The sequence below is a fragment of the Pedobacter nototheniae genome (assembly GCF_032678625.1).
Taxonomy (GTDB): domain Bacteria; phylum Bacteroidota; class Bacteroidia; order Sphingobacteriales; family Sphingobacteriaceae; genus Pedobacter; species Pedobacter nototheniae_A.
This window is the reverse complement of sequence record NZ_JAVTSO010000001.1, coordinates 1158846-1184801: the sequence shown is the minus strand read 5'-3', so window position 1 is coordinate 1184801 and position 25956 is coordinate 1158846. Positions and strand designations below refer to the sequence as shown.

The window sequence follows — 25956 nt, the reverse complement described above, 5'->3', positions numbered from 1 at the left end:
CGTTTAAGAAAAAACAGACATAAGAAAAAATAGTTTCTTATTTTGATATAGCCTTTTAAACCTCATGGTAAACACTATGAGGTTTAAATACTTTTATATGATTTTTTTATGATATGAAATCCGGCTACATCAATGTTTTCTTATTTACTATCCATTTGTTAATGGGCGAAAGCCTTAAAATCTGTAGCTGTTGGTAAAAGAATTAATTATCAATTCGACTCCTGCCGGAGTTACCATAGCGTTGATTGAAGACAAACAACTTGTTGAGCTTCACAAAGAACAAATTAATAATAACTACGCCGTAGGCGATATTTATTTAGGCCGCATTAAAAAAATTATGCCCGGTCTGAATGCTGCTTTCGTGGATGTTGGTTATGAAAAAGATGCATTTTTGCATTATTTTGATTTGGGCCCTCAAGTGCAATCTTTAATTAAGCTAACAAAGATCAAGCGTAATGGCTCGGTTACAGGCACATTATTAGACAATTTAAAGCTCGAAGCCGATATAAACAAGGCAGGCAAAATTTCTGATGTGCTTAGCAAAAATATGCTCTTACCGGTACAAATTGCCAAAGAGCCTATTTCTACCAAGGGACCGCGTTTAAGTTCCGATCTTTCTATTGCCGGCAGGTATGTGGTACTGGTGCCATTCTCCAATACCATATCCATATCAAAAAAAATTAAAAGTAATACCGAACGTAATCGTTTAAAAAAGATTATTGAAAGTATTAAACCCCAAAATTTTGGAGTAATTATCAGAACCGTTTCTGAAGGCCGTGGAGTTGCCGAAATGCAAAAAGATCTTTTAGATTTAATTGCCAAGTGGGAAAACTTCATTAAAAAGGTACCTGGAACTGAACCTTCAAAAAGAGTTTGGGGTGAAATGGACAGATCATCAACGTTAATTCGTGATATTCTGAATCCTGATTTTACAAATGTTTACGTTAGTACACCCGAGTTGTACGATGATATTCGTTCTTATGTACACGACATCTCTCCTGAAATGGAAAAGATTGTTAAGCTGTACAAACAAAAAGAACCCATCTTCGAACATTTCGGAATAGAAAAGCAAATTAAAAATGCTTTTGGCAAAACAGTAAACTTACCCGGTGGTGCTTACTTAGTTGTAGAACACACCGAAGCACTGCACGTTATAGATGTGAACAGTGGAAACCGCACAGCCAGTAAAGAAAACCAGGAGGAAAATGCTTTACAGGTAAACAAAGAAGCGGCTAAAGAAATTGCCCGTCAATTACGCTTACGTGATATGGGCGGCATTGTGGTCATCGATTTTATCGACATGCACAAGCCAACAAACCGTAAAATGCTATTCGACTATTTGCGTGAGCTGATGTTGTTGGATAGGGCAAAACACACCATTTTGCCACCGAGCAAATTTGGACTGGTACAAATTACCAGACAGCGTGTTCGCCCGGAAATGAATATTGTTACGGTAGAAAAATGTCCGGCATGTGGTGGTACCGGCGAAATTAAAGCGAGTATCGTTTTAATGGATGATATTGAGAATAACCTGAATTATATTTTAAGAGAGCAAAATGAAAAAGGTGTTACGCTTTGCGTTCACCCATATATTGAAGCTTACATTACCAAAGGTATTTTCAACTTACAACGCCGCTGGTTCTTTAAATATGGCCAGTGGATAAAAGTTAAAGCCCAGTCATCATACTACTTAAATGAATTTCACTTTATTTCCGCAAAAGATGAGGAGATAAAATTATAATTCAAAATACACCATTAACAGAAAGCCTGATTTTTAAAAAGTCAGGCTTTCTGCTTATAAACGGTATTTATTTGTAGGCAAAAGATTGTTCAAAAAAACATCTCTTATTATGCGGGGTAAAATCTAAATTCGTAAATCTAAAATCTAAAAACAATTGGCAAAATCAAAAACTGCATACTTCTGTCAAAGCTGTGGGTACGAATCGGCAAAATGGCTGGGTAAATGCCCTTCATGTAATCAATGGAATACTTTTGTTGAAGAAATTGTAGAAAAAACGTCTGCGGCTATTCCTACGTGGAAAAGTGATACCTCAGGTCGGAAATTAAGTAAACCCAGTAAAGTTGATGAAATTCAATCGTCAACCGAAAGAAGAATTTTAACCGGAGATAAAGAATTAGACCGGGTTTTGGGTGGAGGATTGGTAGAGGGATCGCTGATTTTAATTGGTGGGGAACCCGGCATTGGAAAATCGACCTTAATGCTTCAACTCGCCTTAAATTTAAAAGGTAAAAAATTACTATACATATCGGGTGAAGAAAGCGAGCAGCAAATTAAAATGCGCGCAGAACGGATTACAGACCAACCTTCAGGAAATTGCTACATTTTAACCGAGACATCAACACAGAATATTTTTAAACAAATAGAAATCCTGCAGCCCGAAATTTTGGTTGTCGATTCTATACAAACCTTACATTCGGCACATATAGAATCTACGCCAGGAAGTGTATCGCAAGTACGCGAATGCACGGCTGAATTGCTTCGCTTTGCCAAAGAAACAGGTGTACCCGTTTTTTTAATTGGCCACATCACTAAAGACGGGGCCATTGCCGGGCCAAAAATACTTGAGCATATGGTTGATACGGTTTTGCAGTTTGAAGGCGACAGGCATCACGTTTATCGCATTTTACGCTCTATCAAAAACAGGTTTGGAGCGGCAGCAGAATTAGGCATATATGAAATGCAGGGCAGCGGCTTACGTGAAGTTTCAAACCCCTCAGAAATTTTACTGTCGCAGCGCGATGAAGAACTGAGTGGAATTGCCATAGCGGCCATGCTTGAAGGCGCCAGACCGATGTTGATTGAAACACAGGCTTTAGTTAGTCAGGCAGCCTATGGAACGCCGCAGCGATCGGCAACAGGCTTTGATACAAAAAGAATGAATATGTTGCTGGCAGTGCTGGAAAAACGTTGTGGTTTTAGGTTGAGCGCCCAAGATGTTTTCTTAAATATTGCCGGCGGTATCCGGGTAGAAGATCCGGCAATTGATCTTGCAGTTTTAATTGCTATTATTTCCTCGCACCAGGACATTGCCGTGTCTTCTAAAAACTGTTTTGCCGCTGAGGTTGGTTTATCAGGAGAAATCAGGGCTGTTAACAGAATTGAACAAAGAATTGCCGAAGCGGATAAATTAGGCTTTGAAACCATTTACATTTCAAAGTATAATTTAAAAGGAATTGCCATAGATAAATATTCTATTGAGATTAAAGCTGTGAGCAAAATTGAAGAAGTATTTTCTCTCATTTTTGGTTAAAATGCAAAAACCCTACGGGGAATCGGGGCAACGGTTTTCTACAAACCGAGAAAAAAAACACCCAATTCCCCAATTCTATTCTTTTTGGCACACGCGCAATGTTTATAGTAAAATACTGGCTTACAGGTAGATATAAAAATAATTACAGCATATGGTATTTTGGATTAACATTTGTCTATGGTACCATGTTGTACATCATGGGATGTGATCTATAACAATAGGGATGATTTTCCTCGTTAACGAAAGTTAGCGAGGATTTTTTTTGCTTTATTATTTAGAAAAATTTTAAATAACTTTGAATCAGATAACCGGAAATAAATAATCAGACAGAAGCATTATGAACTAAATTAAATGTTCTAACCACTTCTTTCAATCACTAAACAAATTATACTGATGAAAAAAATCATTTTATGCTTAAGCTTCTGCTTGCTAACTGCTTTTGCTTTTGCACAAGCTGAATACAAAGGCCAAAAATTTGGTGAAGATGTAAAACCGGGAGATGTAAAACCTGCGGCGAAAATGGAAGCCGCAATGGGTGATAAAAAAGCTACCGACATGAAAATTGAAGGTAAAGTGGTGGACGTGTGTAAAAAGAAAGGTTGCTGGATGACTTTGGAAATGCCAAATGGAGAGGCTATGCGGGTTACTTTTAAGGACTACGCTTTTTTTATGCCAATGGATATTGTTGGAAAAAATGTGGTTTTAGATGGCATAGCTAAAAAACAAACCATTTCTGTTGAAACTTTACGCCACTATGCTGAAGATGCGCATAAATCAGCAGAGGAAGTTGCTAAAATTACCGACCCTAAAAAAGAACTTGCTTTTGAAGCTAAAGGTGTAGTTATTTTAGATAAGTAAAATTTAAAAGATATAAATTCCTTATAAAAAGCAAAGCCCGATATTAATCTATCGGGCTTTGCTTTTGAATACGAATTATTTAAATAACTCAGCTGGAACTGGTTTGTTTAATAAGTTCTGATAATAAAAACGATATCGCTCTGAACGGTCGTGAGCCGATTTTACACCAGCCCATCCATGCCTTCCACCTGGATAAATCATCAGTTCGAAATGTTTATTGGCATTTTCCAGTTTATCAATTAACTGTATCGTATTTTGCATGTGTACATTATCATCCATATCGCCATGCATAATGCGAAGTAAACCTTTATATTTATCTACATAAGTTAATACCGAACCGGCTTTATATCCTTCAGGATTTTCTTGTGGAGTATCCATAAAACGCTCTGTGTAAACGCTATCGTAAAGTTCCCAGCTGGTTACGGGAGCTCCGGCATATCCAAAGTCAAAATAATCAGAGCCATAAGTTAAGGCCATACAAGTCATATAGCCACCATAACTGTGCCCCGTAATTAACAATTTTTTATCATCAACCCAAGGCTTGGCCTTTAACCATTTTGCAGCTGTAATGTAATCGTACATTTCCCATTTCCCTAAATTACGATGCATTAAAGCAACCCCTTCTTTACCAAACTGACCTGATGCACGATGATCTACAGCAATTTGAATAATCCCTTCATTTGCCCACAACTGATTTGCTGTTCCTTTCCAGGTATTGGTTACGGTACCCGCATTTGGCCCGCCATACATGCTAAATACAACCGGATATTTTTTTGTCTGATCAAAATCAGTTGGATAAGTAATTACTGCAGGCAGGTTATAACCATCATCAGTCGGAATGGTAATCATTTCAGTTTTACCAAAATCATAACCTTCAAAATCTTCTGCCTTGCTATCTGCAAGCTCTTTTACAATTTTACCATTGTTATCTACCAACGATCTTTTTTGTGGCGTAGAAACGTTAGAAAAAGTGGTAACAAAATATTTTCCATCCGGGGAGATTACAGGCTGATGTGTAAAATCGCCAAAAGTTAACCGTTTTAAATTCTTACCGCTATAATCCACTCGATAAAAATCAAGCGTGGTAGAAGCTTCTTTACGTGCAGTAAAATAAACTACTTTATTCTTTTCATCCACGTATTCTAAATCTTTTACCTGCCACTTACCACTGGTAAGTGGGTTAACCAATTTCCCATCTAAGGTATAAAGATAAAAATGTGCCCAGCCTGTTTTATCACTTTTTAAAATGTAAAGCTTATTGTCTTTTAAATATTCAATACGCCCAACATAATCTAAATCCACCCAGCTCTTCTGTTTTTCGTCGTAAATTTCTTTTTTAGCACCTGTAGTTGGGTTCACGGCATAAAACTTAAGGTCATCCTGACCTCTGTTCATCCATTGTACCATCATGCTGGAGCCATCAAAACTCCAGTAAGGCATGCCAAAGTACTGATCATCTTTTTCATTAAAATCTGCCCAAACCACGGTTCCGCCTTCTGACTTCACAAAACCAACCCTTACCTCCGGGTTAGGATCACCCGCTTTGGGATACCGTGTTTTTTCGGTGTAACCATGTTGACCAGTGGAACCGTTTATTGGAAACATTGGCACTTTGGTATCGTCAAAACGCATAAAAGCCAAATGCCTGCTATCAGGAGCCCACCAAAAAGCTTTATATTTAGTTGGCCGGCCCAAAATTTCTTCAAAATATACCCATGATGACCAGCCATTATAAATTACCTCGGTACCATCACTGGTGTACCTGATTTCTTTCCCACCTTCTACCTCAACAGCATACAGATCATTATTTTTCGTAAAAGCAACGTATTTACCATCGGGCGAAAGTGTTGGGTTTTTTTCTTCGTCGGCATTATTGGTCAGGCGTTTAGCCTCAGCCTTACCGTATTTAATGTAAACATCTTTGTCTTTAACAAATACATCTACATCACTTTTTGGTGGCGGTGTATAAGCTGTGCGTTCGCCGGTTTTAATATCTACAGCATATTGCTTACGTTCACGTAAATCATTTTCAATATAATGCGTATTATCTGCCCAGCCACTTACCGGGTTTATCATTTTTGTAAGTGAGGGTTGCGCACCGATTGATTGCTGCAGATTTAGTCGTTTTTTCTGTGCCTGAACATTGTAACTGAATAAAACAGTTGCTACAGAAAGAAAAAATAAAGATTTATTCATTTGTCTGGTTTTATAAGTCCGAAATTTACAAAAGGATAAGCTGATTCCCTTTTTTGTATTGCTTTTGTTGCTTTGTTTAAATAAATGCCATAAAAAAAGGCTTCGAAAATTTCGAAGCCATTAAGTTTTAATCTATGTGGTTTACAATACCCAGTTCCAGCCAAATTCATCCTCGGCTAAACCATAGCGGATGTCGTTTAGTTTTTTAGCAATACCATTTGATACTGTTCTGCTTGCAGAATCCGTAAGTTGATATGTTTTTCCCTGATAACCAATTTCTCCGATTTGAGTAACTGTAGCAGCAGTACCCGCAGCAAAAGCTTCGGTTAAAGTGCCATTTTCTATGCCTTCAAGTACCTCTTTAACAGAAACCCTGCGTTCTTCTACTTCAACGCCCTGTTGTTTGGCAAGCTGAATAATGGTATCGCGTGTAACGCCATCTAAAACTGTACTTCTTACCGAAGGGGTAACCAGTTTGCCATTAATTACAAAAATTAAGTTTGCCGTTCCAGCTTCTTCTATAAATTCATGAGTTACAGAATCCGTCCAGATTAACTGGTCATACCCTTCTTTTTTAGCCTCTTCAAAAGGATATAAAGAGCGGGCATAGTTGCCGGCTGTTTTGGCATAACCAACGCCGCCTTCATCTGCACGGGTAAATTCAGTTTCGATTTTAACTTTTAAAGCTTTACTGTAATAAGGGCCGGTTGGCGTGGTTAATAAAGCAAATTTATATGTATCAGAAGCTCTAACACCCAAATAAGGATCGGTTGCGAACATTACCGGGCGAATATATAAAGCATAATCCTCTTGTGATGGCACCCACTTTTCATCAATATTAATTAGTGCAGCAAGCCCCTGCATAAAAATTTCTTCCGGAACGGTTGGCATGGACATTCTTGAAGCCGATTTATTAAAACGTTCGAAGTTTTTATTTGCACGAAAAACACTGATTTGCCCACTCGGTTGGCGATATGCCTTTAATCCTTCGAAAATTGCCTGTCCATAATGTAAGGCAGAAATTGCCGGACTCATCAGAATCGGACCATAAGGAAGAATCTGTAAATTTTTCCATTCGCCGTCTTCGTAATCAGCAACGAACATATGATCTGTAAAAACTTTACCAAAAGGTAATTGCGAAAAATCTGTAACGCTTAATCGGGTTTGATCCGCTTTCGTGATTTTTATGTCTAATGTCTCGGTCATAACTTTAAATTTTGAATGCGTGATTTTTCAATAATGAAAACAAATTGCAAACCGCAAATTCGTTCATCTTTTCACCCACACAGTCTATCATTTGAATTTGGCCAAATTAGCAAAAAATGGCCATTTTTTCAATTAAAATCGTCAATTAATCTTTGTTTTTTAGTGTTTTAAGTACACTAAGCACCCATCCTTTGCCCCATTCATTCATTTGTTCTTCAGTCCATAAGAAAGGATAAAAAATTCTCTTCTGAAAACGTGGAGGCAGGTACTTTTGCCAGTTGGTACCGCCGGTTGCTGCTACATCTACAGGATCTTTCTCTAAATAGCGTACGGCCGATTTATAATGAGAAAGTGGCCACTCTACATTCACGTACAAATCCAGTTTGCGCAATTCTTCAGCCAATGCCGTAACGTTTTGCCCGCTTTGCTCAAGCTGGTGATAAAGTGCTGCAAGATTGGTTTGAACCCGATCTTTTGCCAATTGTAAAAACTGGCTGGCGTATTTTTGTATAAATTGTTTTAAAGTAAGGGTTTGTTTACCTGAAGCCAACTCTGTAGCCCCAAACTTCCAGTAAATATATTCAAATTGCGATTCAATAGATGCTGTAGTTAATTCTTCACGTTTGCTCTTATCCACCAGGCGAATAAAATCTGTAGCACAAATTTCAATCATCCGGTATTGACCTGACTGAAAACCACTTGCAGGCAAAAGAGACATTCTGAATTTTAAAAACTGTTCTTTTTCCATTCCGTCTACCATCACCTCAAATGAAGTAGTGAGCGCATTAAAATAAGCATTTATTCTTTTTACCCTTGCCGTAATAAAATCAACGGTTAAGTTTTCTTTTTCAGCCACTTGCTTTAATTCGTGCAAACTAAGTTTAAAATAAAGTTCCGTAATTTGATGGTACATGATAAAAATCTCTTCATCAGGGAAAGGTGTTTTTGGGCTTTGCAAGCTTAAAAGGGTATCCAGATGAATGTAATCCCAGTAGGTTAAAAAATCAGCATAAAGTAAACCATCAAGATATGAAGCCATATCCTGCCCCATAGCGGTATACTTTTCCTGCAACTGGTTAAGTTTTTCTTTTATTTCGGGCGTAAAATCCATTTTATAAATTAGTTAGGCAAATATGATAACATATTTTGGAACAAGTGTTAATTTTTCTAAATTTGAACCAATGGCGATGGGGTACCGCCGAAACCGCCCAAACAGGCTGATGACTCCTACGATTTTATTAGAAAATTGATTTAAAATGCCTGTTAAAAACTTATCAGAAGGATTTTTTCCGTCCATCAATCGCTTTATTAAGCTCGAATTTGGAGTGCTATTTTTGAATACCCTTAAATGGCTTTTAATTGCTGTTCTTTTAGGTACGATTATTGGCTCGGCATCTGCCTTATTTTTAGAAACGCTTAACCTGGCAACGAACTGGCGGGAGAAACATACCTGGATAATTGCTTTTTTACCTGTTGCCGGCCTTTTTATTGGATTGGCCTATCATTACTGGGGCAAAGAGGTTGTTAAAGGCAATAACCTTTTAATTGAAGAATTACAAAGTCCTAAAAAGGTCATTCCACTGGTTATGGCTCCTTTAATTTTTGCCGGAACAATCCTTACTCATTTATTTGGAGGCTCTGCAGGCAGAGAAGGAACAGCGGTACAAATTGGCGGTGCTTTTGCCGATCAGTTTACCAAAATACTAAAGCTTAAACCCAGAGACCGAAAGGTAATTTTAATCTGCGGAATAAGTGCTGGCTTTGCGTCCGTATTTGGAACGCCGCTTGCCGGTGCTATTTTCGGGCTTGAAGTATTTGTGATTGGCAGCCTGATGTACAATGCCATACTGCCATCGTTTATTACTGCAATAATTGCAGATTATGTTTGTAAGGCCTGGGGCGTAGGCCATACGCATTATTTTATAGCTTTTGTACCAAAAATGAATGCAATGAATTTATTATGGTCTTTAAGTTGCGGAATTATTTTCGGTTTAGTTGCCCGAAGTTTCTCGGCCCTAAACCATGCGCTTTCAAATTTGTTCAAAAGAATAAAGTATCCTCCTTTCCGACCAGTAATTGGCGGTATTATTTTAATTGCAATCATTTATTTATTAGGTTCTACCAGGTATATTGGCTTGGGCATCCCGGTTATTTCCGAATCTTTTACCACCCAGGAGCCTTATTATACTTTTGCCATTAAACTTTTTTTAACGGCCTTAACCTTAAGTGCGGGTTTTAAAGGGGGCGAGGTAACACCGTTATTTTTTATTGGGGCTACATTAGGTAGTTTTTTAAGTTTGTTCATTCCACTGCCTTACGGTTTACTTGCCGGAATGGGTTTTGTAGCTGTTTTTTCAGGAGCAGCCAATACACCTTTGGCTTGTATCTTAATGGGTATTGAATTATTTGGAGTTACGCCAGGCATTTACATCGCCATCGCCTGTGTAACGGCCTATTTATTTTCGGGCCACACCGGGATTTATTCTTCCCAGGCTTTAGGGAGCCCTAAACACTTGTTATTGAAAAGGCATCAGTTTTTAAAATAACGCTAAGAGAAAAGATTTTTTTGAAAGGGGGGTGCTAAACTATTTTTATTGGCAGTCCCGCTTTTCGCAGTGCAATTGCTTTCCAAAGAATAATAATGTGCTTATGGCTTTGATACCTTTATAAGCAAGTTACTAAAATTGTCAAAGCAATCTTATCATTGAAGCTAAAGAGATCTTCCCTAACAAATATTAATACAGTACCCTAAATTTTATGGTATGTTCAATTTTTTTAAGTGATTTAAACAACTGTTTATCGTATTCTGTATTAATATCGGTAATGGCGTAACCAATTTCAGGATTGGTCATTAAAAACTGTCCTACAATATTAATGTTGTGCTTAGCAAAAACCGTATTAATTTGCGCCATTATACCAGGCACATTTTTATGAATGTGAATTAAACGGTGCGATTTATCAATTTTTGGCAATTGCAAATTCGGGAAATTACTGCTTAAATAGGTCGCTCCGGTGTTCATAAAATCGATCATTCTTTTTGGGATGAAATCCAGGTTACGTGGGTTACTTTTTGGATCATCAAAAACAACTATACCTTGTTTGGTACATAAATCGAAGTTGAATTTATTTCTTGCACTACCTAAATAGCCAATGGTTTTAAGCTTTACGGCATTTTTTATCTGCTCATTATCCAGCTTTTCGCCATCTGCCAATAAAATTACCCCCACATCTTTAACGTATTTTTCTTCAAAGGAAGTTTTGTGTCTGATGGATAAACCATCATGTTTTAATAAAGCAATGCTTTTAGGATCTACCTGGCCAATTACCAGGCAAAGAATCCTGTTTTTTGGATAAGATATTGCCCTTGGCAGGTTATTTACATATAGAAACTCATCAAAACTTGGGGTAATATGATCTGCTTTTTCAATAATGGTTTGGCGGGCAATATTTTCTGTAAAGGCAAAAAATTTATTGATCATTCCGCTTTCACGAAGCTGGAAATCTGAATAGCCATCACCAATACCAAAAAGTTCGCCTTCCAGTTTTAAATGCTGCAATAATTTCACTTTTCCACCTTCTTCACTTAGCGGATTGGCATGGTCGTAATCGATGATATTTCCATCGCCGGTGGTTACAAATGTATTGGCGTAAATATTTTCTTTTTTAATATGATACTGACTAACTACCGGCGTAATAAATTCCTTAAAGCCTCCTGAAACAATAAGGACCTCATCAGCATGTTTCTTAAAAAATTCAGCATTGCGCGAAAATGAAGTTGAAACTTTTTTCTTCAGGTGTTTAATCAGTTGTTTTAAATGATCTTCATTTGCTTCGAGTAATTTAACGCGTTGTGCTAAACTTTCAGAAAATGAAAGTTTACCTTCCATGGCCAGATTGGTATAATCTTCAATTTTTTGAAAGATAAGTTCTTTTTCCGGGTGCTTTTTTAACGAAATCCGGGCCAATTCATCCAGTGCTTCTACTTGAGTAAATGTGCTGTCAAAATCGATAATATAATACGCTTTTTGCTTAGGCATTTTTTAAATGTTGAGTAATTTCATTAATACTATCTGCAAGGGACTTAAACTTAATCCCCGTTTCCTTAATAATTTTGCTGTTATCGTAGCGGCTTAAAACCAAGCTGCTTTTTGCGGCATCTTTAGTTATAGAAGCTTCTTTACCGGTTATGGCCGATACAAGCGCTAAAGCCCTCCAGGCTATACCAAGCATCCAGGGTTTGGCTTCTTTTGTTGGTGCTTTTACATTAAAACCTTTTGCAATTGCGCCAAATAAATCCTTATAATGGTAATTTTCTGACGAGATAATGTAACGCTCGGCAGCAATAGAACTTTCCATCAGCAAAATCATGGCATTGGCCACGTCTTCTACATCAACCAAACCTGTTGCTCCGTTTGTAAAGAAAGGAAAACCTCCTTTAACGAGCTTAAAAATTGCACCACTACCTTCAAAGCCTGCATTTTTCCCTATAATTACAGATGGATTTACAATAACAGCATTTAACCCTTCGGTGATGCCACGCCAAACTTCCATTTCTGCTTCGTATTTTGATAAGCCATAAGCATGCGCTTTGGCATCGTATTCCCAAAAATCCTTTTCGGTAATCTGGCTGCCTCTTTTGGGCTCGCCTAAGGCCGCAACAGAGCTTACATGCAACAACCTGCAATTGTTTTCTATGCAAAGGTTTACCACATTCGAAGTCCCGGCTATATTTACATGAAAAAGTTTCTTTTTATCTTTTGGGTTAAAAGAAACAAAGGCCGCGCAATGATAAACTTTAGTAATTCCAACAAATGCATCTTCGAGTGCGGATGGTTCATTTATATCAGCAGTAAACCATTCTATTGCCGTAACATCTCTAATGAGTTGAGGAATAACAGAATGCGCCCTGAGCAAGGCTCTTACCGCAAAACCTTTATCTGTTAGCTGTTTTATTAATTCAGATCCTAAAAATCCCGTTCCGCCGGTTACCAGTATCATGTTTATTTATCGGGCTGTAAACCTATCTTATTCATCATTTTAAGGCTATACCTTTTTATTGAATTTGAAAGCTGTAAATGAGTAATTTATAAAAGCCTGCCAAAAAGAAATCAGCAGAAATTTTATTTTTATATAATATGTGCATTCAAAAATAGATATTTGAGGCGATAGTTTTAAATATATGTCATTAACCGATTTCTTTTCGCCCCTTAATCCAGATCAATTTACCCCTAAACAAGGTTTTTTTACCAGCCAGCTGGGTTTAAAAACAGAAATTTATACGGAGAAATTTCCCGATTTAGAGGAGAACACTTACGATATGGCAATTTTTGGGGTACTGGATGGAAGAAGTGCCGTAAATAACGAAGGTTGCGCGCTGGGGCCTGATTACTTCAGAGAGAAGTTTTACAAGCTTAATGAAGGTGCGTTTACCAGCAGAATTGTAGATTTAGGGAACATAAAACATGGCGCAACCCTTGCCGATACGTACATTGCGGTAAAGATGGTTGTTTCTGAACTGGTTAAAAACAATATTATCCCGGTTATTATTGGTGGCGGTCAGGATTTAACTTATGCACAATACTTAGGCTATGAAAACCTGGAGCAAAAAGTAGATCTGGTTATTGTTGACAATCAATTTGATATTGATGATGATAACAACGAAGGCATTGCAACACGATCTGATTGTTACCTGAATAAAATTTTTCTGCATCAGCCCAATTACCTTTTTAACTTTAGTAATATTGGTTATCAAACTTACTTTGTTAATCAGGAAAGTTTAAGTGTGATGGATAAGCTTTATTTTGATGTACATCGCCTGGGTGAATTTGCCCAAGACATTACTTTAACCGAACCCATTATCAGAAATGCGAATATGCTGAGTTTTGATATGGGGGCTATCCGATCAGCTGACGCTGCAGCCAACGCAAATACAACTCCAAATGGTTTTGATGGCGAAGAAGCCTGCAGAATTGCCCGCTATGCCGGCATGAACGATAAACTTACCTCGATTGGTTTTTACGAGTTTAACCCGGCTTATGACAATAACGGACAAACTGCATTTTTATTAGCTCAAATGGTTTGGTATTTTATTGATGGCTTTTATGCCCGTAAAAAGGATTTCCCGCTTACACCCAAATCTCAGTTTATTATTTACAGAACAAGTTTAAAAGATGGATCAGGTGAAATGACCTTTGTAAAAAGTAAAAAATCCGATCGATGGTGGATGCAGGTTCCTTATCCTTCGGGCCAATCTAAAAACGAACGTTACCACCTGATACCTTGCCGGTATGAAGATTATCAAATTGCCGTAAATGGCGATATGCCTGATCTTTGGTGGCGCACCTATCAAAAGTTATCATAATTTTACACAGTAATTTACGTTTTAAAAAGGCACAAACGTTATATTTGGGCAAGGAACTATATAACTACCTTATAAAAACATGAAAAAATTATTATTATCTGCAGTGGCTTTATTACCATTAGCAGCTATGGCACAAAAACCATTTAATATTAATGGTGATATTAAAGGTTTAAAAACCGGAGATAAAGTTTACCTGGTTTATGCTGCAAGCGGGAAAAATATTACCGACTCTGCAACGGTTGCCAATGGTGCTTTTACCTTTAAAGGTACGCTAAATGATCCTTCAAGAGGGAATTTATTCTTAAACAAAAACCCTTATGTAAATCGTCCTGCTAAAGGCGAGGTGCTTGATTTTACATCTTTATACATTGAACCTGGAAATATTAAATTAACCGCAGCAGATTCAATTAAACATGCAACCATCACCGGTTCTGCAATTAATGATGATGATAAAAAATTAAAAGCATTAACCAAACCGGTAAACGATAAATTAGCTGCAATTAACGCGGAGTTTTCGAAACTTAGTGAAGAACAACAAAAAGATCCTAAAGTAAGAGAGGAGATTGGTAACCGCTACGATAAAGCTGCTGCTGAACTAAACCCTCTTTTATTATCATACGCAAAAAACAATCCTAAATCTTATATCAGTTTATCTGCAATTGGTCAATTGGCCGGAGATCCTGACCAGCTTGTTGAAACTGAAAAAGCATTTAACGCATTAAGCCCTGCTTTAAAAGAATCTAAATCTGGCAAGGACCTTACTCAACTTTTCGATGCAGCTAAAAAAACGGCTGTTGGCGTAATGGCAATGGATTTTACTCAAAATGACCCAGACGGCAAACCAGTAAAATTATCTGATTTTAAAGGAAAATATGTTCTGTTAGATTTTTGGGCATCCTGGTGCGGTCCTTGCCGTGAGGAAAACCCTAATGTAGTTGTTGCTTACAATAAATTTAAAGATAAAGATTTTACTGTTTTAGGTGTTTCTTTAGATCGCCCCGGCAAAAAAGATGCCTGGTTAAAAGCTATTGCCGATGATAAGTTAACCTGGACTCATGTTTCTGATTTAAACTATTTCAATAGTCCAGTTGTTAAGCAATATGGAATTAGTTTTATCCCTTATAATTTCTTAATTGATCCAACTGGTAAAATTATAGCAAAAAATCTAAGAGGAGAAGCTTTACAAGCCAAACTTCAGGAGTTATTAGGCAGTAAGTCTAAATAATTTTTTTGTAGAAATTCAATTAAAATACCTAAACGGAAAATCCGTTTAGGTATTTTACGTTAGCTGCAAGTCGCTCCAGTACCGTTACAGTACTCTTCCATCATGCCCATTAATTGTTCTCCGGTAGAATCTGGATGTGGTGAAAATCCTCCTGAACCTGAATTACACCAGCAAGTGAGCTGTTTACCGCCTGTAATTTTTTTCAAGTCTGCTCTGCTTAATACTTGTGCACCAGCAAACTCTGTTTTGTTGAATTTTAGTTTTTTCATTGTTTTAATTCCATTTGAAGAATTAAATGAAATTACAAAAAAAACATTCCTTAATTTACCAGTACTACAAAAATTACAAAGACACCTTAAAGCTAACTAAAACGACAAACAGAATCTCGTTAGACCAAATCGAAACCAATATCTTCCCTGAAATATTTACCATCGAAGTAAATCCGGCCTGCATCTGCAGTTGCAGATTGTAGCGCAGTAAATAAATCTTTTTGCAAACTTGTAATTGCAATTACACGACCGCCATTGGTTTTTACCACGTCGTTTTCCAAGAGCGTTCCGGCATGGAAAGCATTTGAATGACGCAGGTTTTCAATGCCAGAAATGGCTTTACCTTTTAAATAATCGCCTGGATAACCACCAGCAACAATCATTACAGTAGCGGCAGTTTGCTCACTAATTTCGAGATTTACCTGGTTTAAAGTTTTATTGGCTGTTGCCATAAATAATTCTACCAAATCATTTTCTATGCGGGGAATAACGCTTTCCGTTTCCGGATCACCCATTCGTGCATTGTATTCAATAACATAAGGCTCTTCTCCAACTTTAATTAATCCGAAGAAAATAAAACCTGTGTAATCAATATTATCCTTTTTTAAACCTTCTACGGTTGGCTTGATAATTCTGTCTTCAATTTTATTCAAAAATTCAGCAGAAGCAAAAGGAACCGGAGAAACAGACCCCATACCACCGGTATTTAGGCCGGTATCGCCCTGGCCAATCCTTTTATAATCTTTGGCTTCGGGTAAAGTAATGTAATGTTCGCCATCTGTTAATACAAAAACAGAAAGTTCAATACCGCTTAAAAACTCTTCTATTACAACGGTTGCACCGGCAGCACCAAATTTACCCCCAAGCATAAGTTTTAATTCCTCCTGTGCTTCTACGGTTTCGGTACAAATTAAAACACCTTTACCTGCAGCTAAACCATCTGCTTTTAACACCACTGGTAAAGCATGGTTTTCAAGATAGACTAAACCATCTTCTAATGTTTCGGGTGTAAAAGATTGTGATGCGGCGGTTGGAATACCATGACGCTGCATAAATTGTTTAGAGAAATCTTTACTGCCTTCTAAAATTGCACCTTCCTTTTTAGGTCCGATAACGGGGATATGTGCAATGGTCGAATCGGCGAGAAAAAAATCATGAATTCCATTTACCAAGGGTTCTTCAGGACCAACAACAACCAGATCAATTTTTTCAGCAATTGTAATTTTTCTAATTGCATCGAAGTCGTTTACGCTGATGTTAATATTGGTACCATAAGCATTTGTACCGCCATTTCCCGGTGCAATAATTAATTTATCGCAAAGCGGAGACTGGTTCATTTTCCAGGCAAAAGCACTCTCTCTGCCGCCCGATCCTAATAGTAAAATGTTCATAGCGGCAAAGATAAATAAAAATGTAAAAGGGAAGATGGAAAAGGAAAAAAGGATGGAAGATGGTCAATCGGGTTTTAAAACCTTAGGCCATTTATTCCTGTGTCTATGGTCTACAAGAAAGAATGCCAAAATAAATTCGGCATCATGGAATGCATATAGAAGGATATAAGATTAAAAAAGGTTCTTGTTTATCTTATATCCCTCTGCTTAATTTTTAGATTATTTGGCGTTTCTTGTCATTTGTTCCAGCATATCCCACATTTCATTAGGAATGGCTTCCAGCCCGTTAAACTGGCCTGCACCTTGTAACCATTCGCCACCATCAATACTGATTACTTCTCCATTGATGTAACCTGAGAAATCGCTGATTAGAAAGGCTGCCAGGTTAGCAAGTTCCTGATGATCTCCAACCCTTTTTAATGGAACCCTATTTTTAAAATCGAATTTTTTGGCTAAATCACCTGGGAGTAATCTTTCCCAGGCCCCTTTTGTTGGAAACGGACCAGGAGCAATGGCATTAGTCCTGATTCCATATTTACCCCACTCAACAGCTAAAGACCTTGTAAGCGCCAAAACTCCACCTTTAGCACAGGCAGAAGGCACCACATAAGCCGATCCTGTAAAAGCATAAGTGGTAATGATATTTAAAACAGCTGCAGGTTGTTTTGCTGCAATCCAGTGTTTACCAAAAGCCAGCGTACAATTTACCGTGCCTTTTAGTACAATATCGATAATGGATGAAAAGGCATTTGCAGATAAACGTTCAGTTGGTGAAATAAAGTTTCCTGCTGCATTATTTAATAAGGCATCAACTGAACCAAATTTCTCTAAAGTTTTGGCTAATACATTTTCTATTTGCGTTGTATCGCGTACATCGCATGCTACTGCCAAAACCTGTCCTCCGGTTTTTTCTTCCATTTCATCAGCAGCCTTTTGCAGTACATCCTGCTTACGACTGGTAATGACTAAATTGGCGCCGAGTTTTAAAAAGTATATTCCCATTGCTTTTCCTAAACCGGTACCACCGCCCGTAATAACAATGGTTTTTCCTTTCAGGGCGTCTTCTCTAAGCATGGGTTGATTAAATGCGAACATAGTAGTTAAATGAGTTAGTGAATAATAAATGAGAGCATTACTTCCTCTGCAAATTGGCAAGTATGGTTTTTAAAATATGGCGCGTTGCCGGTGACCACCATTGTGCCAGCATTTTTTCTAATGTTGCCGATTGATCTGCTGTTACGGATTCAATTAATTCAGCACGGATGTTTAGTTTACTTTGAGACCAGGTATTGGGTTCGAGTTCCATAAACTTTTTAATCTTACGTTCAGCCGCCGTTAATAAACCTTCGTTTTTCACAACGTCATCTACCAATCCAACCTTTAACGCCTCTTCGGGAGTATAGAGTTTGCCTGCTAATAAACTTCTTGATGCTTCTGCCTTTCCAATCCAAAAAGCATACAACTGGAAAATACTGTTTGGCACAATAATCCCAACAGGAACTTCATTTAAACCAATAATGTACTGTCCTTCTGCCATTACACGATAATCGCAGGCAAGGGCCATTACGCAGCCTCCCGCCGGACTATGCCCGCTGATTGCAGCAACCATAGGTTTTTTAAAAGAAACCATTTTGGCTGTAAAGTTTAAAAACAATTGCCAAAAGGATTTGGCTTCTTCTTCGTTATAATTATAAAGTTCAATCAAATCCAGTCCGGCAGAGAAAAATGGCGCTGTTCCAGTTAAAATTACCCCACCAATATTATCATCGGCAGCAATATTTTTTAGCATCTCATCCAATTCAGTAATCAACTCGCGGTTTAAAGCATTTGATTTACCTCTGTAAAGCGTTATGGTTGCTAAACGATCTTTTACACTTACTTTTATTGTTTCCATTATTAAATAGTATCAAGATTTAAATATCCGGCATGATGGTAATTTATACGAAGCATAAATTATGCATGCATACTATTTCAAATTTATCTATTTTTCCCTATTTCACATCATAAGTGTAAATTTTTCTTGCCAGGTGCCCGGCTGCATCAATTCCTTCTATCACCACACGGTAGTTTCCTGGCTCATTTGCATTATAAAACTCAAATTTTGCTTTTTCATCAGCACCCGCTACAACTTGTGGGTTCCAATAAATTGTTGTTCTGTAATCGGCCGTATTTGGATTATTTGTCTGATCGTATTTTGGTGCATAAAACTCTCGGGATACAGAAAATCCTTTTGGACTGATGCTTAATATACCGGGAGCATAACGGTTATAGCTATAATCACTACCACCACGTTTAGTTGTAATAACCAGTACGCCGCCTCCACCTTGTCCGCCATAAATTGCGGTATTGGCGCCACTTTTAAGCAACTCAATCGTTTCTACATCTGTAGGTGTAATGTTATCCAGAAAATCAGCTTCAACCTGCATACCATCTAAAATTATCGACATTGGCTGGTTCTGGCTTCTCATTAAATATGGCGTAGTTCCTCTAAAAATCACACCCGGCAAACGCCCTTGCAAACATTGCGAAAGCGTAATACACGTTGATAGCTGATCTGATTTGAGAATATAATCGGCATTGCCCGCACCATTTAAGTTGGAAGAATATTTAACAGGATTACGCTTCTCTGTAATGGTTACCTCGTCAAGCTTAATTGTTCTTTCCAAAAGACCCAACCGGGTCATTTCGTTAAAATAATTATCACTTTCTTTTATGTATTTCATTAAAGCACTATTTACATTCACTTCAACATCGGCCCCATTTTTATTTTTGGTTACAACCTGCCCGGGTACAACATTTAAGTTAATATCAACAAACTTACGCTCCGTTTTTGTTCTTGCCTGCACAACAAATTTAGTGCTGTCGCTAAATTCTAAATTATCAAACACAAATTTACCTTCAGCATTGGTTACCGTATCTAAAATAAATATGGTTCCTTTAGTTGCCATTAACATCACTTTACCACCAACAACAGGCTTATTGCCTTTCATTACCGTACCACCAATGCTTAATGATTCTTCAGGTTTATAGGTTATATTCGGGTTTAAATTATTGATGATATTTTTCCAGGTAAACCTTCGCCAGCCTTGCGTAAGCATTAAATTATCAAGTTCTTTTTGGGTTTTAGCATCTTCATTTAAAAAGTAATGGTTGGGTTTTTCAACATAACCTGCTAAATCAGAAGTTAATAATAATGAAGTGAAAATATTAGTTTCATTATCCTCATCAGGCACTATTTTACTTGCATTGGTAACTGCAACAGAAAAGCTGCCTAAAACGGGTTTCTGCTCGTTCAGCGCATCAAATGTAAAGGTTGATTTTCCTCTTTTTGCATTTGAAACTGCTGAAGTGTTTAAATCCACATTAATAAAATCAGTTTTATTTTGGTTAAAAATTAAACGCTCTGCCACGGGCTGATTAGCACCTGAGAACAAGGTGAATTGTACAATTCCGGTGGGCAGGTTTTTTCTTGAAATATTGGCTACCAATACTTGCTTATCCATTTTTGCCTTCGAAACATAATATACATTTCCGCCGTGCTGCGCAACAATTTTAACCTCATCGCCATTGGCCAGCTCTTTACTTGCCATAATTTTTAACGATACTTTTCCAGTATCCAGATTATTAACGGATATGGTATAGCCATTTTTTTGCGCCAGCGGTAGTCTGATATCTTTAGATGAACCATCTTTAAACTGTGTTTTGGCGGTGTAAGTTCGGCCGGGCTGCATGTTAAAAATAAAGTTGCCCATACCTAAATAACTCGTTTCAAATGTAGTTACCTCATTTCCCGAATCATCCACAATGGTTCCTTTTACATTCTCTCCCTTCCCATCAGCATTAACAGCTTTAATTGCAATTTTTTGTGGCAAATCTTCAATTAAACTTCCGCCTTCGGCCATAAACTGTACATCAACGTTATTTGAAGTGGAGGTAATTGGAATGGTTTTTACAATCTTTTGTTTATTGTCCAGCGTAATTGTGGCTATAATTTTTCCTGTTTTATTGCTCGCTATCTGTGCATTTGTAAAACTAATTAAGGCATCGCCGGCCAAACTTGTTTTAGTTTTCCCTTTTGCAACCGTTCTGTAATCAAGTTGCACTTCATAACTTACCTCATTTTCTTTATAAGCTACCCCATTTTTATCTTCAAAATGAATGGTTGCATTAATTTTATCTGCATTATTTTCTTTTACAAAAGAATATTGAGCATTTGTAAATACCTTATTTGCCCAACTGTTCCCGATTTTGATGGTTTTATCAAAGAAAAATTCGGTTCCAAAATTGCGCATGTACCTGGTGTAAGCCCTGATTCTGTAATTCCCTTCGCCTAATGAATCTGTAAGTTTAAAATCGCCCCAGGTTATTCCACCCATTAATGGCAATTTGAGTTGTCTTTTTACCGAATCCTTTTCATTAATCAGCTCAACATATAAAATTTTACTAATGGTAGATGGCCCCTGTGTTTTACTATTTGTTACATACGCTTTAAACCAAATGTCATCACCAATGGCATAATAGGGTTTATCCATATGCAGGTGCACTTTTTCCTGGGGATATTTACTGGTGTATTCGTCCAGTTTTTTTAGCAATTGAGTAAATGGATCATCATCCATTTTAAAAGCCATAAAACCAATAACGATAAAAAGAAAGCTGATAGCGAGAGTAATTTTGAGTTTCATTGTGTTGGGTACAAATAATATATGCCTCAAGGTACAAAACCTGAGGCATATATTTATGAAGTTAGAATGAATTTTGCGGTTAGAAATTATTCTTCCACATCATGCTTTCGACCGGCCGGGTGGTTTTATTGTTGTACTTGGCATTACCTTTAGAGTTGTACATGGTTTCTATATTTCCTTCTACAACAAAATAAATTAACTGGCCAATTGGCATGCCTGCATAAATTTTTACGGGCTGGGCCACCGAGATTTCTAAAGTCCAGGTATTACAAAAACCTACATCGCCTTTACCTGCAGTGGCATGAATATCAATTCCTAAGCGGCCTGTACTACTTTTACCTTCTAAAAAAGGCACATGGCTGTGTGTTTCCGTATATTCTAAAGTTACGCCAAGGTACAGCGTTCCGGGTTGAAGAACAAAACCGTCCTTTGGAATCTCAAAATGGTCTATCTCATTATGCAGCTTGGCATCGAGCACCCTATTTTTATAAGTTGCCAAATATTTGCCCAGGTGTACATCGTAAGAATTGGTTCCCAAACATTCCCGATCAAAAGGTTCTATTATAATTGTGCCCTTATCAATTTCTTCCAGTATCCTTTTATCCGATAATATCATTTTTATGCTTATTTTTGGCCTAAATTATCATTTATTTAAGATAGTTTTGCATGTTAATCCCAATTTTATAAATGCCCATAGTTTATAATAAAAATATTGATGAGCATTCGGTTCTGGCCATTTGGAAAATCGAAGAAACGGAATCCGAATTGCTGGCCGGGTTACAGCTTAAACAACACGAGCTCGACGTTATTTCTACGTTCAATAATGGCAAAAGGCTTTTACACTGGTTAAGTACCAGGCTTTTGCTCAGAACCATGCTTAACACGACTGATTATATTGATTGCCAGTTTGATGAACACGGAAAACCTTATTTGGTTAACTCCGAATATTTCATTTCCCTTAGTCATTCTTACGATTATGCTGCTGTAATGATTAGCAAAGAGCATGCGGTTGGTGTAGATATTGAGCTGATTAAGCATAAGATTAAAAGTATAAAACATAAGTTTTTAAGTGATATAGAACTTGCCCAAAAACAAATTGGCGACAATACAGATGGCTTATATGTTTGCTGGTGTGCCAAGGAAGCCATTTACAAATGGTACGGGAAAAAAGGCTTGGAATTTAAGCAGCACATCCACATTAAACCTTTTAAATTAAAAAGTGAAGGCAATTTAAATGCTATAGTAGAATTACCTGAGGGCACAAGATCTTTAACGGTAAATTATTTTAAAACAAAAGATGGTTATATGCTTGGTTACGTTATGGCATAACCTAAAAATTTTCGCAAAATAAGCTAACGAGATGAGTGATATTAGTATAGAGGTGATTAAAAATACAACTGTTAATTTCGCAGATTGGGGTTTGATCGATTATCAGCAGGCCTGGGATCAACAGGAAGATTTACTGAATAAAACAGTTGCTGTTAAAACTGAAAACCGCATTAACAGCGCTCATTTGCCTACTCCGAATCATCTTATTTTTTGCGAACATCCACACGTTTACACACTCGGCAAAAGCGGCCATCCTGAAAATTTACTTCTGGATGAAGCCGGACTAAAAGAAAAACAGGCTACCTATTACAAAATAAACCGTGGTGGAGATATTACCTATCACGGACCTGGCCAAATTGTGGGCTATCCGATTTTAGATCTGGATAATTTCTTTACCGATATCCACTTATACCTTCGTACGCTGGAAGAAGCTGTTATTTTAACGCTAAAAGATTATGGAATTATAGCAGGTCGTTATGCTGGTTTTACAGGTGTTTGGCTGGATGCAGACAATGAAAAAGCACGCAAAATTTGTGCAATGGGCGTTCGTTGCAGTCGATGGGTAACCATGCACGGCTTTGCCTTTAATGTTAATGCAGATTTAAATTATTTTAAAAACATTGTACCCTGTGGCATCGATGATAAAGCCGTTACCTCTTTACAACAAGAGCTTGGCCGCAAACTGGATATGGAAGAGGTTAAAGGCAAATTAAAAAACCATATTGCCGATTTATTCGGAATGAAATTGGTTTAACAAAAACCGCCTGTTATAGATTTTTCGTAGCTTATACTATGAAAGTTTTATTCTGCTCAATTTTATTTTCTTTACTAACTTCGGCTTGCACAAAATCAACCACTATGCCTGCCTATACACCTGATACACTTTTTGACGGTAAAAGTTACACCTATCTTGCCCTTGGCGATTCATATACCATTGGCGAACAGGTAAAACAGGAAGAATCTTTTCCTTTTCAATTGCAAAATGCGTTAAAGACGAATCAACTTAATGTAAAAACGCCTAAAATAATCGCAACAACCGGCTGGACAACAGATGAATTGCAAAACGCCATTAAACAAGCTAATTTAACCGGAAAGTACGATTTTGTAACCTTACTTATAGGAGTTAACAACCAGTATAGAGGTTATTCTATAGAAACTTATAAAAAAGAGTTTTCAGAATTGCTGCAACAGGCAATAACTTTTGCCAACGGCGATAAACGCAGGGTTTTTGTTGTGTCTATTCCCGACTGGGGTGTTACACCATTCGCAAAAAATGGCCCGCGAAGCGCCCAGACGATTGCAGAAGAAATCAATAATTTTAATGCAGCGAATCAAGAAATCACGCTTGCTGCCGGCGTAAGTTACACAGACATTACAGCAGCCTCCCGAAATGCGGCTAACGACCTTTCTCTTGTTGCTGCGGATGGCCTGCACCCAAGTGGTAAAATGTATGGCGAATGGACTGCGGCTTTATTGCCAAAGGTTACAGCAGCACTAAAGCAATAACTCTTTTAAAAAATTTAATCAGAAATTATATCCTTTCTTAACGATTTTTATTTTATCATTGTTAAACGAAACCAATGCTTCAGGTTCCATAAACCAAATAATTAAACGCTCCATTTAAGATAGTTGAATTCTATCTTAAACCATCTCAAATGAAATTAAATCATCCCGAAACAACCTTTGCATTTAGAACTGTGTGGATTATTATTTCGATCCTGGCGCTTTTAATTATCCTGGCCAGCAAGTTTGTAAACCCTGATTATTTCAATCTGATGCCAACCTGTACTTCAAAATTAAATCAGGAAACATGTAGTTTCTGTGGCATGACAAGGGCTTTTATTCAAATAGGATCTTTAAATTTTAAGGAAGCTTTAGTGTTAAACAAGGGCAGTATCGTTTTATTTACGGCCATGTTATTTAATGGTTTTATATTTTTCGCTTATTCAACATTTAAATTAATAAATCACTTTCAAACAAAAAACAGTAAACAATGAAAACAGTAGGATTGATATTTGGAATTTTAGCCATATTGGGAATGCTTTTAGGCTTCATCCCTTGCTTTGGAGCATTTAACTGGTTAAATATTCCTTTTGCCGTAGTTGGCTTAATTTTAAGCGTAGTTGGCTATAACCAGGAAACCGAAAAAAATATGCCTACAGGCGCAGCGGTTACAGGCATTGTATTGTGCGCTATTGCCATTTTATTTGGTGGACTAAGATTAATTTTAGGCGGCGGACTTGTTTAATAAACACTCTGCAACAAATAATTTAAATATCCTGTTGCCAATAAAGGCGTCAGGATATTTTTGTTTAATCTACATTGGCCGTTATATAGTTATAATCTTTCATAATGGTTTCTAAAAAATTCAATTCGTGCATTCCTGTTGGAACGACAACACTCAAATGATTTGAAACCCGGGCGGCCATCTGGTATATTAAGGTATGATTACCCGTTTTATAATAGGTTACTAAAACTTCGTGGATCAGTTCAATATCCCGGTCCGTCATCAGATTTGCATTATCAAAAACCGGGGTATATTCTTCTACAATTGGATGGAAAGCAATTTGCTGAAATGCCGTGGCAGGCTCTGTTTTAATTAAAGTTGTTCCTGCTACAAGATCACCGAAACGTTGTTTATTCTCTGTTACCGCTACACAAACCAAACCACCCAATTGAGCCGTTAACACAAAATCAACGATCCTAAATACCCATCGCATAAAATACTGGCCTAAACTGGCCTGCGAACCATCCAGACTAATAACCCTGATTTTAAGGAATCTTTTCCCAACGCTCTGTCCGTTCATCAAGATTTCGCATAGTAAATCATAAAAAACAAAACCCGTACAATAGATAATTATAAGCACTGTAGGTAAAATGCCTGTACCACTTAAAATGCCCATCATCGAAAAGAGAAACAGAAATACAAAAAAAGTAAGCACAAACAATGCTAAATCTATTAACCTCGCAGCAACACGTTCTCCTAAACCGGCTACAGCATAATCTATATCCACATGTTGGCTTGTACTAACTTTTATTGTTTCCATATCTACTCAAACATAAAAAAATAGTTTTTAAGACCTGCTAACTCCGCTTAATTTTATTATTCTCTTTTATAGAAAATAGTTTAAAATAATAACCTTACATATTTCCATTGACTAATAAGA

24 protein-coding genes and 1 riboswitch are annotated in these 25956 nt (G+C 37.3%); of the genes, 12 read left to right on the top strand and 12 right to left on the bottom strand.

Annotated features, from left to right (window positions below):
- The first annotated feature begins 190 nt into the window (after window positions 1-190).
- The 3 genes from R2Q77_RS05390 to R2Q77_RS05380 all read left to right on the top strand — a co-directional run bounded on the left by R2Q77_RS05390 (window position 191) and on the right by R2Q77_RS05380 (window position 4130).
- The gene (locus R2Q77_RS05390) at window positions 191-1741 is read left to right on the top strand and encodes an Rne/Rng family ribonuclease (RefSeq protein WP_316802686.1); all 1551 of its coding nucleotides are present in this window, start codon (window positions 191-193) and stop codon (window positions 1739-1741) included.
- A gap of 154 nt (window positions 1742-1895) precedes the next feature.
- Complete coding sequence (gene radA / locus R2Q77_RS05385) at window positions 1896-3272, top strand: DNA repair protein RadA (protein WP_316802685.1); 1377 nt, start codon at window positions 1896-1898, stop codon at window positions 3270-3272.
- A 393-nt stretch (window positions 3273-3665) separates the two neighbouring features.
- A complete protein-coding gene (locus tag R2Q77_RS05380; protein ID WP_316802684.1) occupies window positions 3666-4130 on the top strand; it encodes a DUF4920 domain-containing protein in 465 nt (154 codons plus the stop codon).
- Window positions 4131-4205: 75 nt separating this feature from the next.
- Here R2Q77_RS05380 and R2Q77_RS05375 read toward each other — a convergent pair whose 3' ends face one another.
- The 3 genes from R2Q77_RS05375 to R2Q77_RS05365 form a co-directional block, all read right to left on the bottom strand.
- Complete coding sequence (locus tag R2Q77_RS05375; RefSeq protein ID WP_316802683.1) at window positions 4206-6326, bottom strand: S9 family peptidase; 2121 nt, start codon at window positions 6324-6326, stop codon at window positions 4206-4208.
- Between the two features lie 141 nt (window positions 6327-6467).
- Window positions 6468-7532: a branched-chain amino acid aminotransferase gene (locus R2Q77_RS05370; protein WP_316802682.1), complete on the bottom strand. Its 1065-nt coding sequence runs from the start codon at window positions 7530-7532 to the stop codon at window positions 6468-6470.
- Between the two features lie 145 nt (window positions 7533-7677).
- The gene (locus tag R2Q77_RS05365) at window positions 7678-8643 is read right to left on the bottom strand and encodes a tryptophan 2,3-dioxygenase family protein (RefSeq protein ID WP_316802681.1); all 966 of its coding nucleotides are present in this window, start codon (window positions 8641-8643) and stop codon (window positions 7678-7680) included.
- A 63-nt stretch (window positions 8644-8706) separates the two neighbouring features.
- A riboswitch (Fluoride riboswitch) is annotated at window positions 8707-8769 on the top strand.
- 19 nt (window positions 8770-8788) lie between these two features.
- Here R2Q77_RS05365 and R2Q77_RS05360 point away from each other — a divergent pair.
- On the top strand, window positions 8789-10078 hold the full coding sequence (locus R2Q77_RS05360) for a voltage-gated chloride channel family protein (protein WP_316802680.1): 1290 nt from the start codon (window positions 8789-8791) through the stop codon (window positions 10076-10078).
- Between the two features lie 189 nt (window positions 10079-10267).
- On the opposite strand, the gene R2Q77_RS05355 is transcribed toward R2Q77_RS05360, so the two are convergent.
- On the bottom strand, window positions 10268-11569 hold the full coding sequence (locus R2Q77_RS05355; RefSeq protein WP_316802679.1) for an HAD-IB family phosphatase: 1302 nt from the start codon (window positions 11567-11569) through the stop codon (window positions 10268-10270).
- Window positions 11562-12530 carry an NAD-dependent epimerase/dehydratase family protein gene (locus R2Q77_RS05350; protein ID WP_316802678.1) on the bottom strand — a complete coding sequence of 323 codons (969 nt, stop codon included), beginning with the start codon at window positions 12528-12530 and terminating at the stop codon, window positions 11562-11564. The genes R2Q77_RS05355 and R2Q77_RS05350 overlap by 8 nt, the downstream gene beginning before the upstream one ends.
- Window positions 12531-12711: 181 nt before the next feature.
- On the opposite strand from R2Q77_RS05350, the gene R2Q77_RS05345 reads away from it, so the two are divergent.
- Both R2Q77_RS05345 and R2Q77_RS05340 read left to right on the top strand, forming a co-directional pair.
- The gene (locus R2Q77_RS05345) at window positions 12712-13893 is read left to right on the top strand and encodes a formimidoylglutamase (protein ID WP_316802677.1); all 1182 of its coding nucleotides are present in this window, start codon (window positions 12712-12714) and stop codon (window positions 13891-13893) included.
- A 79-nt stretch (window positions 13894-13972) separates the two neighbouring features.
- Window positions 13973-15118 carry a TlpA disulfide reductase family protein gene (locus R2Q77_RS05340; protein WP_316802676.1) on the top strand — a complete coding sequence of 382 codons (1146 nt, stop codon included), beginning with the start codon at window positions 13973-13975 and terminating at the stop codon, window positions 15116-15118.
- A gap of 59 nt (window positions 15119-15177) precedes the next feature.
- Here R2Q77_RS05340 and R2Q77_RS05335 read toward each other — a convergent pair whose 3' ends face one another.
- Together R2Q77_RS05335 and purD are read right to left on the bottom strand one after the other, a co-directional pair.
- Window positions 15178-15387, bottom strand: coding sequence for a hypothetical protein (locus tag R2Q77_RS05335; protein ID WP_316802675.1), 210 nt, complete (start codon window positions 15385-15387; stop codon window positions 15178-15180).
- A gap of 119 nt (window positions 15388-15506) precedes the next feature.
- Window positions 15507-16778 (bottom strand): phosphoribosylamine--glycine ligase, encoded by a 1272-nt coding sequence (gene purD / locus R2Q77_RS05330; protein WP_316802674.1) that lies wholly within the window; start codon window positions 16776-16778, stop codon window positions 15507-15509.
- A gap of 34 nt (window positions 16779-16812) precedes the next feature.
- On the opposite strand from purD, the gene R2Q77_RS05325 reads away from it, so the two are divergent.
- Window positions 16813-16947: a hypothetical protein gene (locus R2Q77_RS05325; RefSeq protein WP_316802673.1), complete on the top strand. Its 135-nt coding sequence runs from the start codon at window positions 16813-16815 to the stop codon at window positions 16945-16947.
- Between the two features lie 50 nt (window positions 16948-16997).
- Here the strand turns inward: R2Q77_RS05325 and R2Q77_RS05320 are convergent, their stop codons facing one another.
- From R2Q77_RS05320 to dcd, 4 genes are all read right to left on the bottom strand, one after another.
- On the bottom strand, window positions 16998-17873 hold the full coding sequence (locus R2Q77_RS05320; RefSeq protein ID WP_316802672.1) for an SDR family oxidoreductase: 876 nt from the start codon (window positions 17871-17873) through the stop codon (window positions 16998-17000).
- A gap of 37 nt (window positions 17874-17910) precedes the next feature.
- Window positions 17911-18672: an enoyl-CoA hydratase/isomerase family protein gene (locus tag R2Q77_RS05315; RefSeq protein ID WP_316802671.1), complete on the bottom strand. Its 762-nt coding sequence runs from the start codon at window positions 18670-18672 to the stop codon at window positions 17911-17913.
- Window positions 18673-18769: 97 nt separating this feature from the next.
- Window positions 18770-21460: a carboxypeptidase-like regulatory domain-containing protein gene (locus R2Q77_RS05310; RefSeq protein ID WP_316802670.1), complete on the bottom strand. Its 2691-nt coding sequence runs from the start codon at window positions 21458-21460 to the stop codon at window positions 18770-18772.
- Window positions 21461-21539: 79 nt separating this feature from the next.
- Complete coding sequence (dcd, locus tag R2Q77_RS05305) at window positions 21540-22076, bottom strand: dCTP deaminase (RefSeq protein ID WP_316802669.1); 537 nt, start codon at window positions 22074-22076, stop codon at window positions 21540-21542.
- Window positions 22077-22147: 71 nt separating this feature from the next.
- On the opposite strand from dcd, the gene R2Q77_RS05300 reads away from it, so the two are divergent.
- The 5 genes from R2Q77_RS05300 to R2Q77_RS05280 all read left to right on the top strand — a co-directional run bounded on the left by R2Q77_RS05300 (window position 22148) and on the right by R2Q77_RS05280 (window position 25037).
- Complete coding sequence (locus R2Q77_RS05300) at window positions 22148-22789, top strand: 4'-phosphopantetheinyl transferase family protein (RefSeq protein ID WP_316802668.1); 642 nt, start codon at window positions 22148-22150, stop codon at window positions 22787-22789.
- A 31-nt stretch (window positions 22790-22820) separates the two neighbouring features.
- Window positions 22821-23543, top strand: coding sequence for a lipoyl(octanoyl) transferase LipB (gene lipB, locus R2Q77_RS05295; RefSeq protein WP_316802667.1), 723 nt, complete (start codon window positions 22821-22823; stop codon window positions 23541-23543).
- Window positions 23544-23581: 38 nt separating this feature from the next.
- Window positions 23582-24295: an SGNH/GDSL hydrolase family protein gene (locus R2Q77_RS05290; RefSeq protein ID WP_316802666.1), complete on the top strand. Its 714-nt coding sequence runs from the start codon at window positions 23582-23584 to the stop codon at window positions 24293-24295.
- Between the two features lie 149 nt (window positions 24296-24444).
- Window positions 24445-24786, top strand: coding sequence for a DUF2752 domain-containing protein (locus R2Q77_RS05285; protein ID WP_316802665.1), 342 nt, complete (start codon window positions 24445-24447; stop codon window positions 24784-24786).
- Window positions 24783-25037, top strand: coding sequence for a hypothetical protein (locus R2Q77_RS05280; protein WP_316802664.1), 255 nt, complete (start codon window positions 24783-24785; stop codon window positions 25035-25037). Before R2Q77_RS05285 ends, R2Q77_RS05280 begins: the two co-directional genes overlap by 4 nt.
- 64 nt (window positions 25038-25101) lie before the next feature.
- On the opposite strand, the gene R2Q77_RS05275 is transcribed toward R2Q77_RS05280, so the two are convergent.
- Window positions 25102-25836 carry an RDD family protein gene (locus R2Q77_RS05275; RefSeq protein WP_316802663.1) on the bottom strand — a complete coding sequence of 245 codons (735 nt, stop codon included), beginning with the start codon at window positions 25834-25836 and terminating at the stop codon, window positions 25102-25104.
- Window positions 25837-25956 lie beyond the last annotated feature (120 nt).

What these genes read in the sequence shown, in the direction of transcription:
- R2Q77_RS05380 (WP_316802684.1), top strand. Translation starts at nt 3,666, where the DNA reads ATGAAAAAAATCATTTTATGCTTAAGCTTCTGCTTGCTAACTGCTTTT.
- R2Q77_RS05375 (WP_316802683.1), bottom strand. Translation starts at nt 6,326, where the DNA reads ATGAATAAATCTTTATTTTTTCTTTCTGTAGCAACTGTTTTATTCAGT.
- R2Q77_RS05370 (WP_316802682.1), bottom strand. Translation starts at nt 7,532, where the DNA reads ATGACCGAGACATTAGACATAAAAATCACGAAAGCGGATCAAACCCGA.
- R2Q77_RS05365 (WP_316802681.1), bottom strand. Translation starts at nt 8,643, where the DNA reads ATGGATTTTACGCCCGAAATAAAAGAAAAACTTAACCAGTTGCAGGAA.
- R2Q77_RS05360 (WP_316802680.1), top strand. Translation starts at nt 8,789, where the DNA reads ATGCCTGTTAAAAACTTATCAGAAGGATTTTTTCCGTCCATCAATCGC.
- R2Q77_RS05355 (WP_316802679.1), bottom strand. Translation starts at nt 11,569, where the DNA reads ATGCCTAAGCAAAAAGCGTATTATATTATCGATTTTGACAGCACATTT.
- R2Q77_RS05350 (WP_316802678.1), bottom strand. Translation starts at nt 12,530, where the DNA reads ATGATACTGGTAACCGGCGGAACGGGATTTTTAGGATCTGAATTAATA.
- R2Q77_RS05345 (WP_316802677.1), top strand. Translation starts at nt 12,712, where the DNA reads ATGTCATTAACCGATTTCTTTTCGCCCCTTAATCCAGATCAATTTACC.
- R2Q77_RS05340 (WP_316802676.1), top strand. Translation starts at nt 13,973, where the DNA reads ATGAAAAAATTATTATTATCTGCAGTGGCTTTATTACCATTAGCAGCT.
- R2Q77_RS05335 (WP_316802675.1), bottom strand. Translation starts at nt 15,387, where the DNA reads ATGAAAAAACTAAAATTCAACAAAACAGAGTTTGCTGGTGCACAAGTA.
- purD (WP_316802674.1), bottom strand. Translation starts at nt 16,778, where the DNA reads ATGAACATTTTACTATTAGGATCGGGCGGCAGAGAGAGTGCTTTTGCC.
- R2Q77_RS05325 (WP_316802673.1), top strand. Translation starts at nt 16,813, where the DNA reads ATGGAAAAGGAAAAAAGGATGGAAGATGGTCAATCGGGTTTTAAAACC.
- R2Q77_RS05320 (WP_316802672.1), bottom strand. Translation starts at nt 17,873, where the DNA reads ATGTTCGCATTTAATCAACCCATGCTTAGAGAAGACGCCCTGAAAGGA.
- R2Q77_RS05315 (WP_316802671.1), bottom strand. Translation starts at nt 18,672, where the DNA reads ATGGAAACAATAAAAGTAAGTGTAAAAGATCGTTTAGCAACCATAACG.
- R2Q77_RS05310 (WP_316802670.1), bottom strand. Translation starts at nt 21,460, where the DNA reads ATGAAACTCAAAATTACTCTCGCTATCAGCTTTCTTTTTATCGTTATT.
- dcd (WP_316802669.1), bottom strand. Translation starts at nt 22,076, where the DNA reads ATGATATTATCGGATAAAAGGATACTGGAAGAAATTGATAAGGGCACA.
- R2Q77_RS05300 (WP_316802668.1), top strand. Translation starts at nt 22,148, where the DNA reads ATGCCCATAGTTTATAATAAAAATATTGATGAGCATTCGGTTCTGGCC.
- lipB (WP_316802667.1), top strand. Translation starts at nt 22,821, where the DNA reads ATGAGTGATATTAGTATAGAGGTGATTAAAAATACAACTGTTAATTTC.
- R2Q77_RS05290 (WP_316802666.1), top strand. Translation starts at nt 23,582, where the DNA reads ATGAAAGTTTTATTCTGCTCAATTTTATTTTCTTTACTAACTTCGGCT.
- R2Q77_RS05285 (WP_316802665.1), top strand. Translation starts at nt 24,445, where the DNA reads ATGAAATTAAATCATCCCGAAACAACCTTTGCATTTAGAACTGTGTGG.
- R2Q77_RS05280 (WP_316802664.1), top strand. Translation starts at nt 24,783, where the DNA reads ATGAAAACAGTAGGATTGATATTTGGAATTTTAGCCATATTGGGAATG.
- R2Q77_RS05275 (WP_316802663.1), bottom strand. Translation starts at nt 25,836, where the DNA reads ATGGAAACAATAAAAGTTAGTACAAGCCAACATGTGGATATAGATTAT.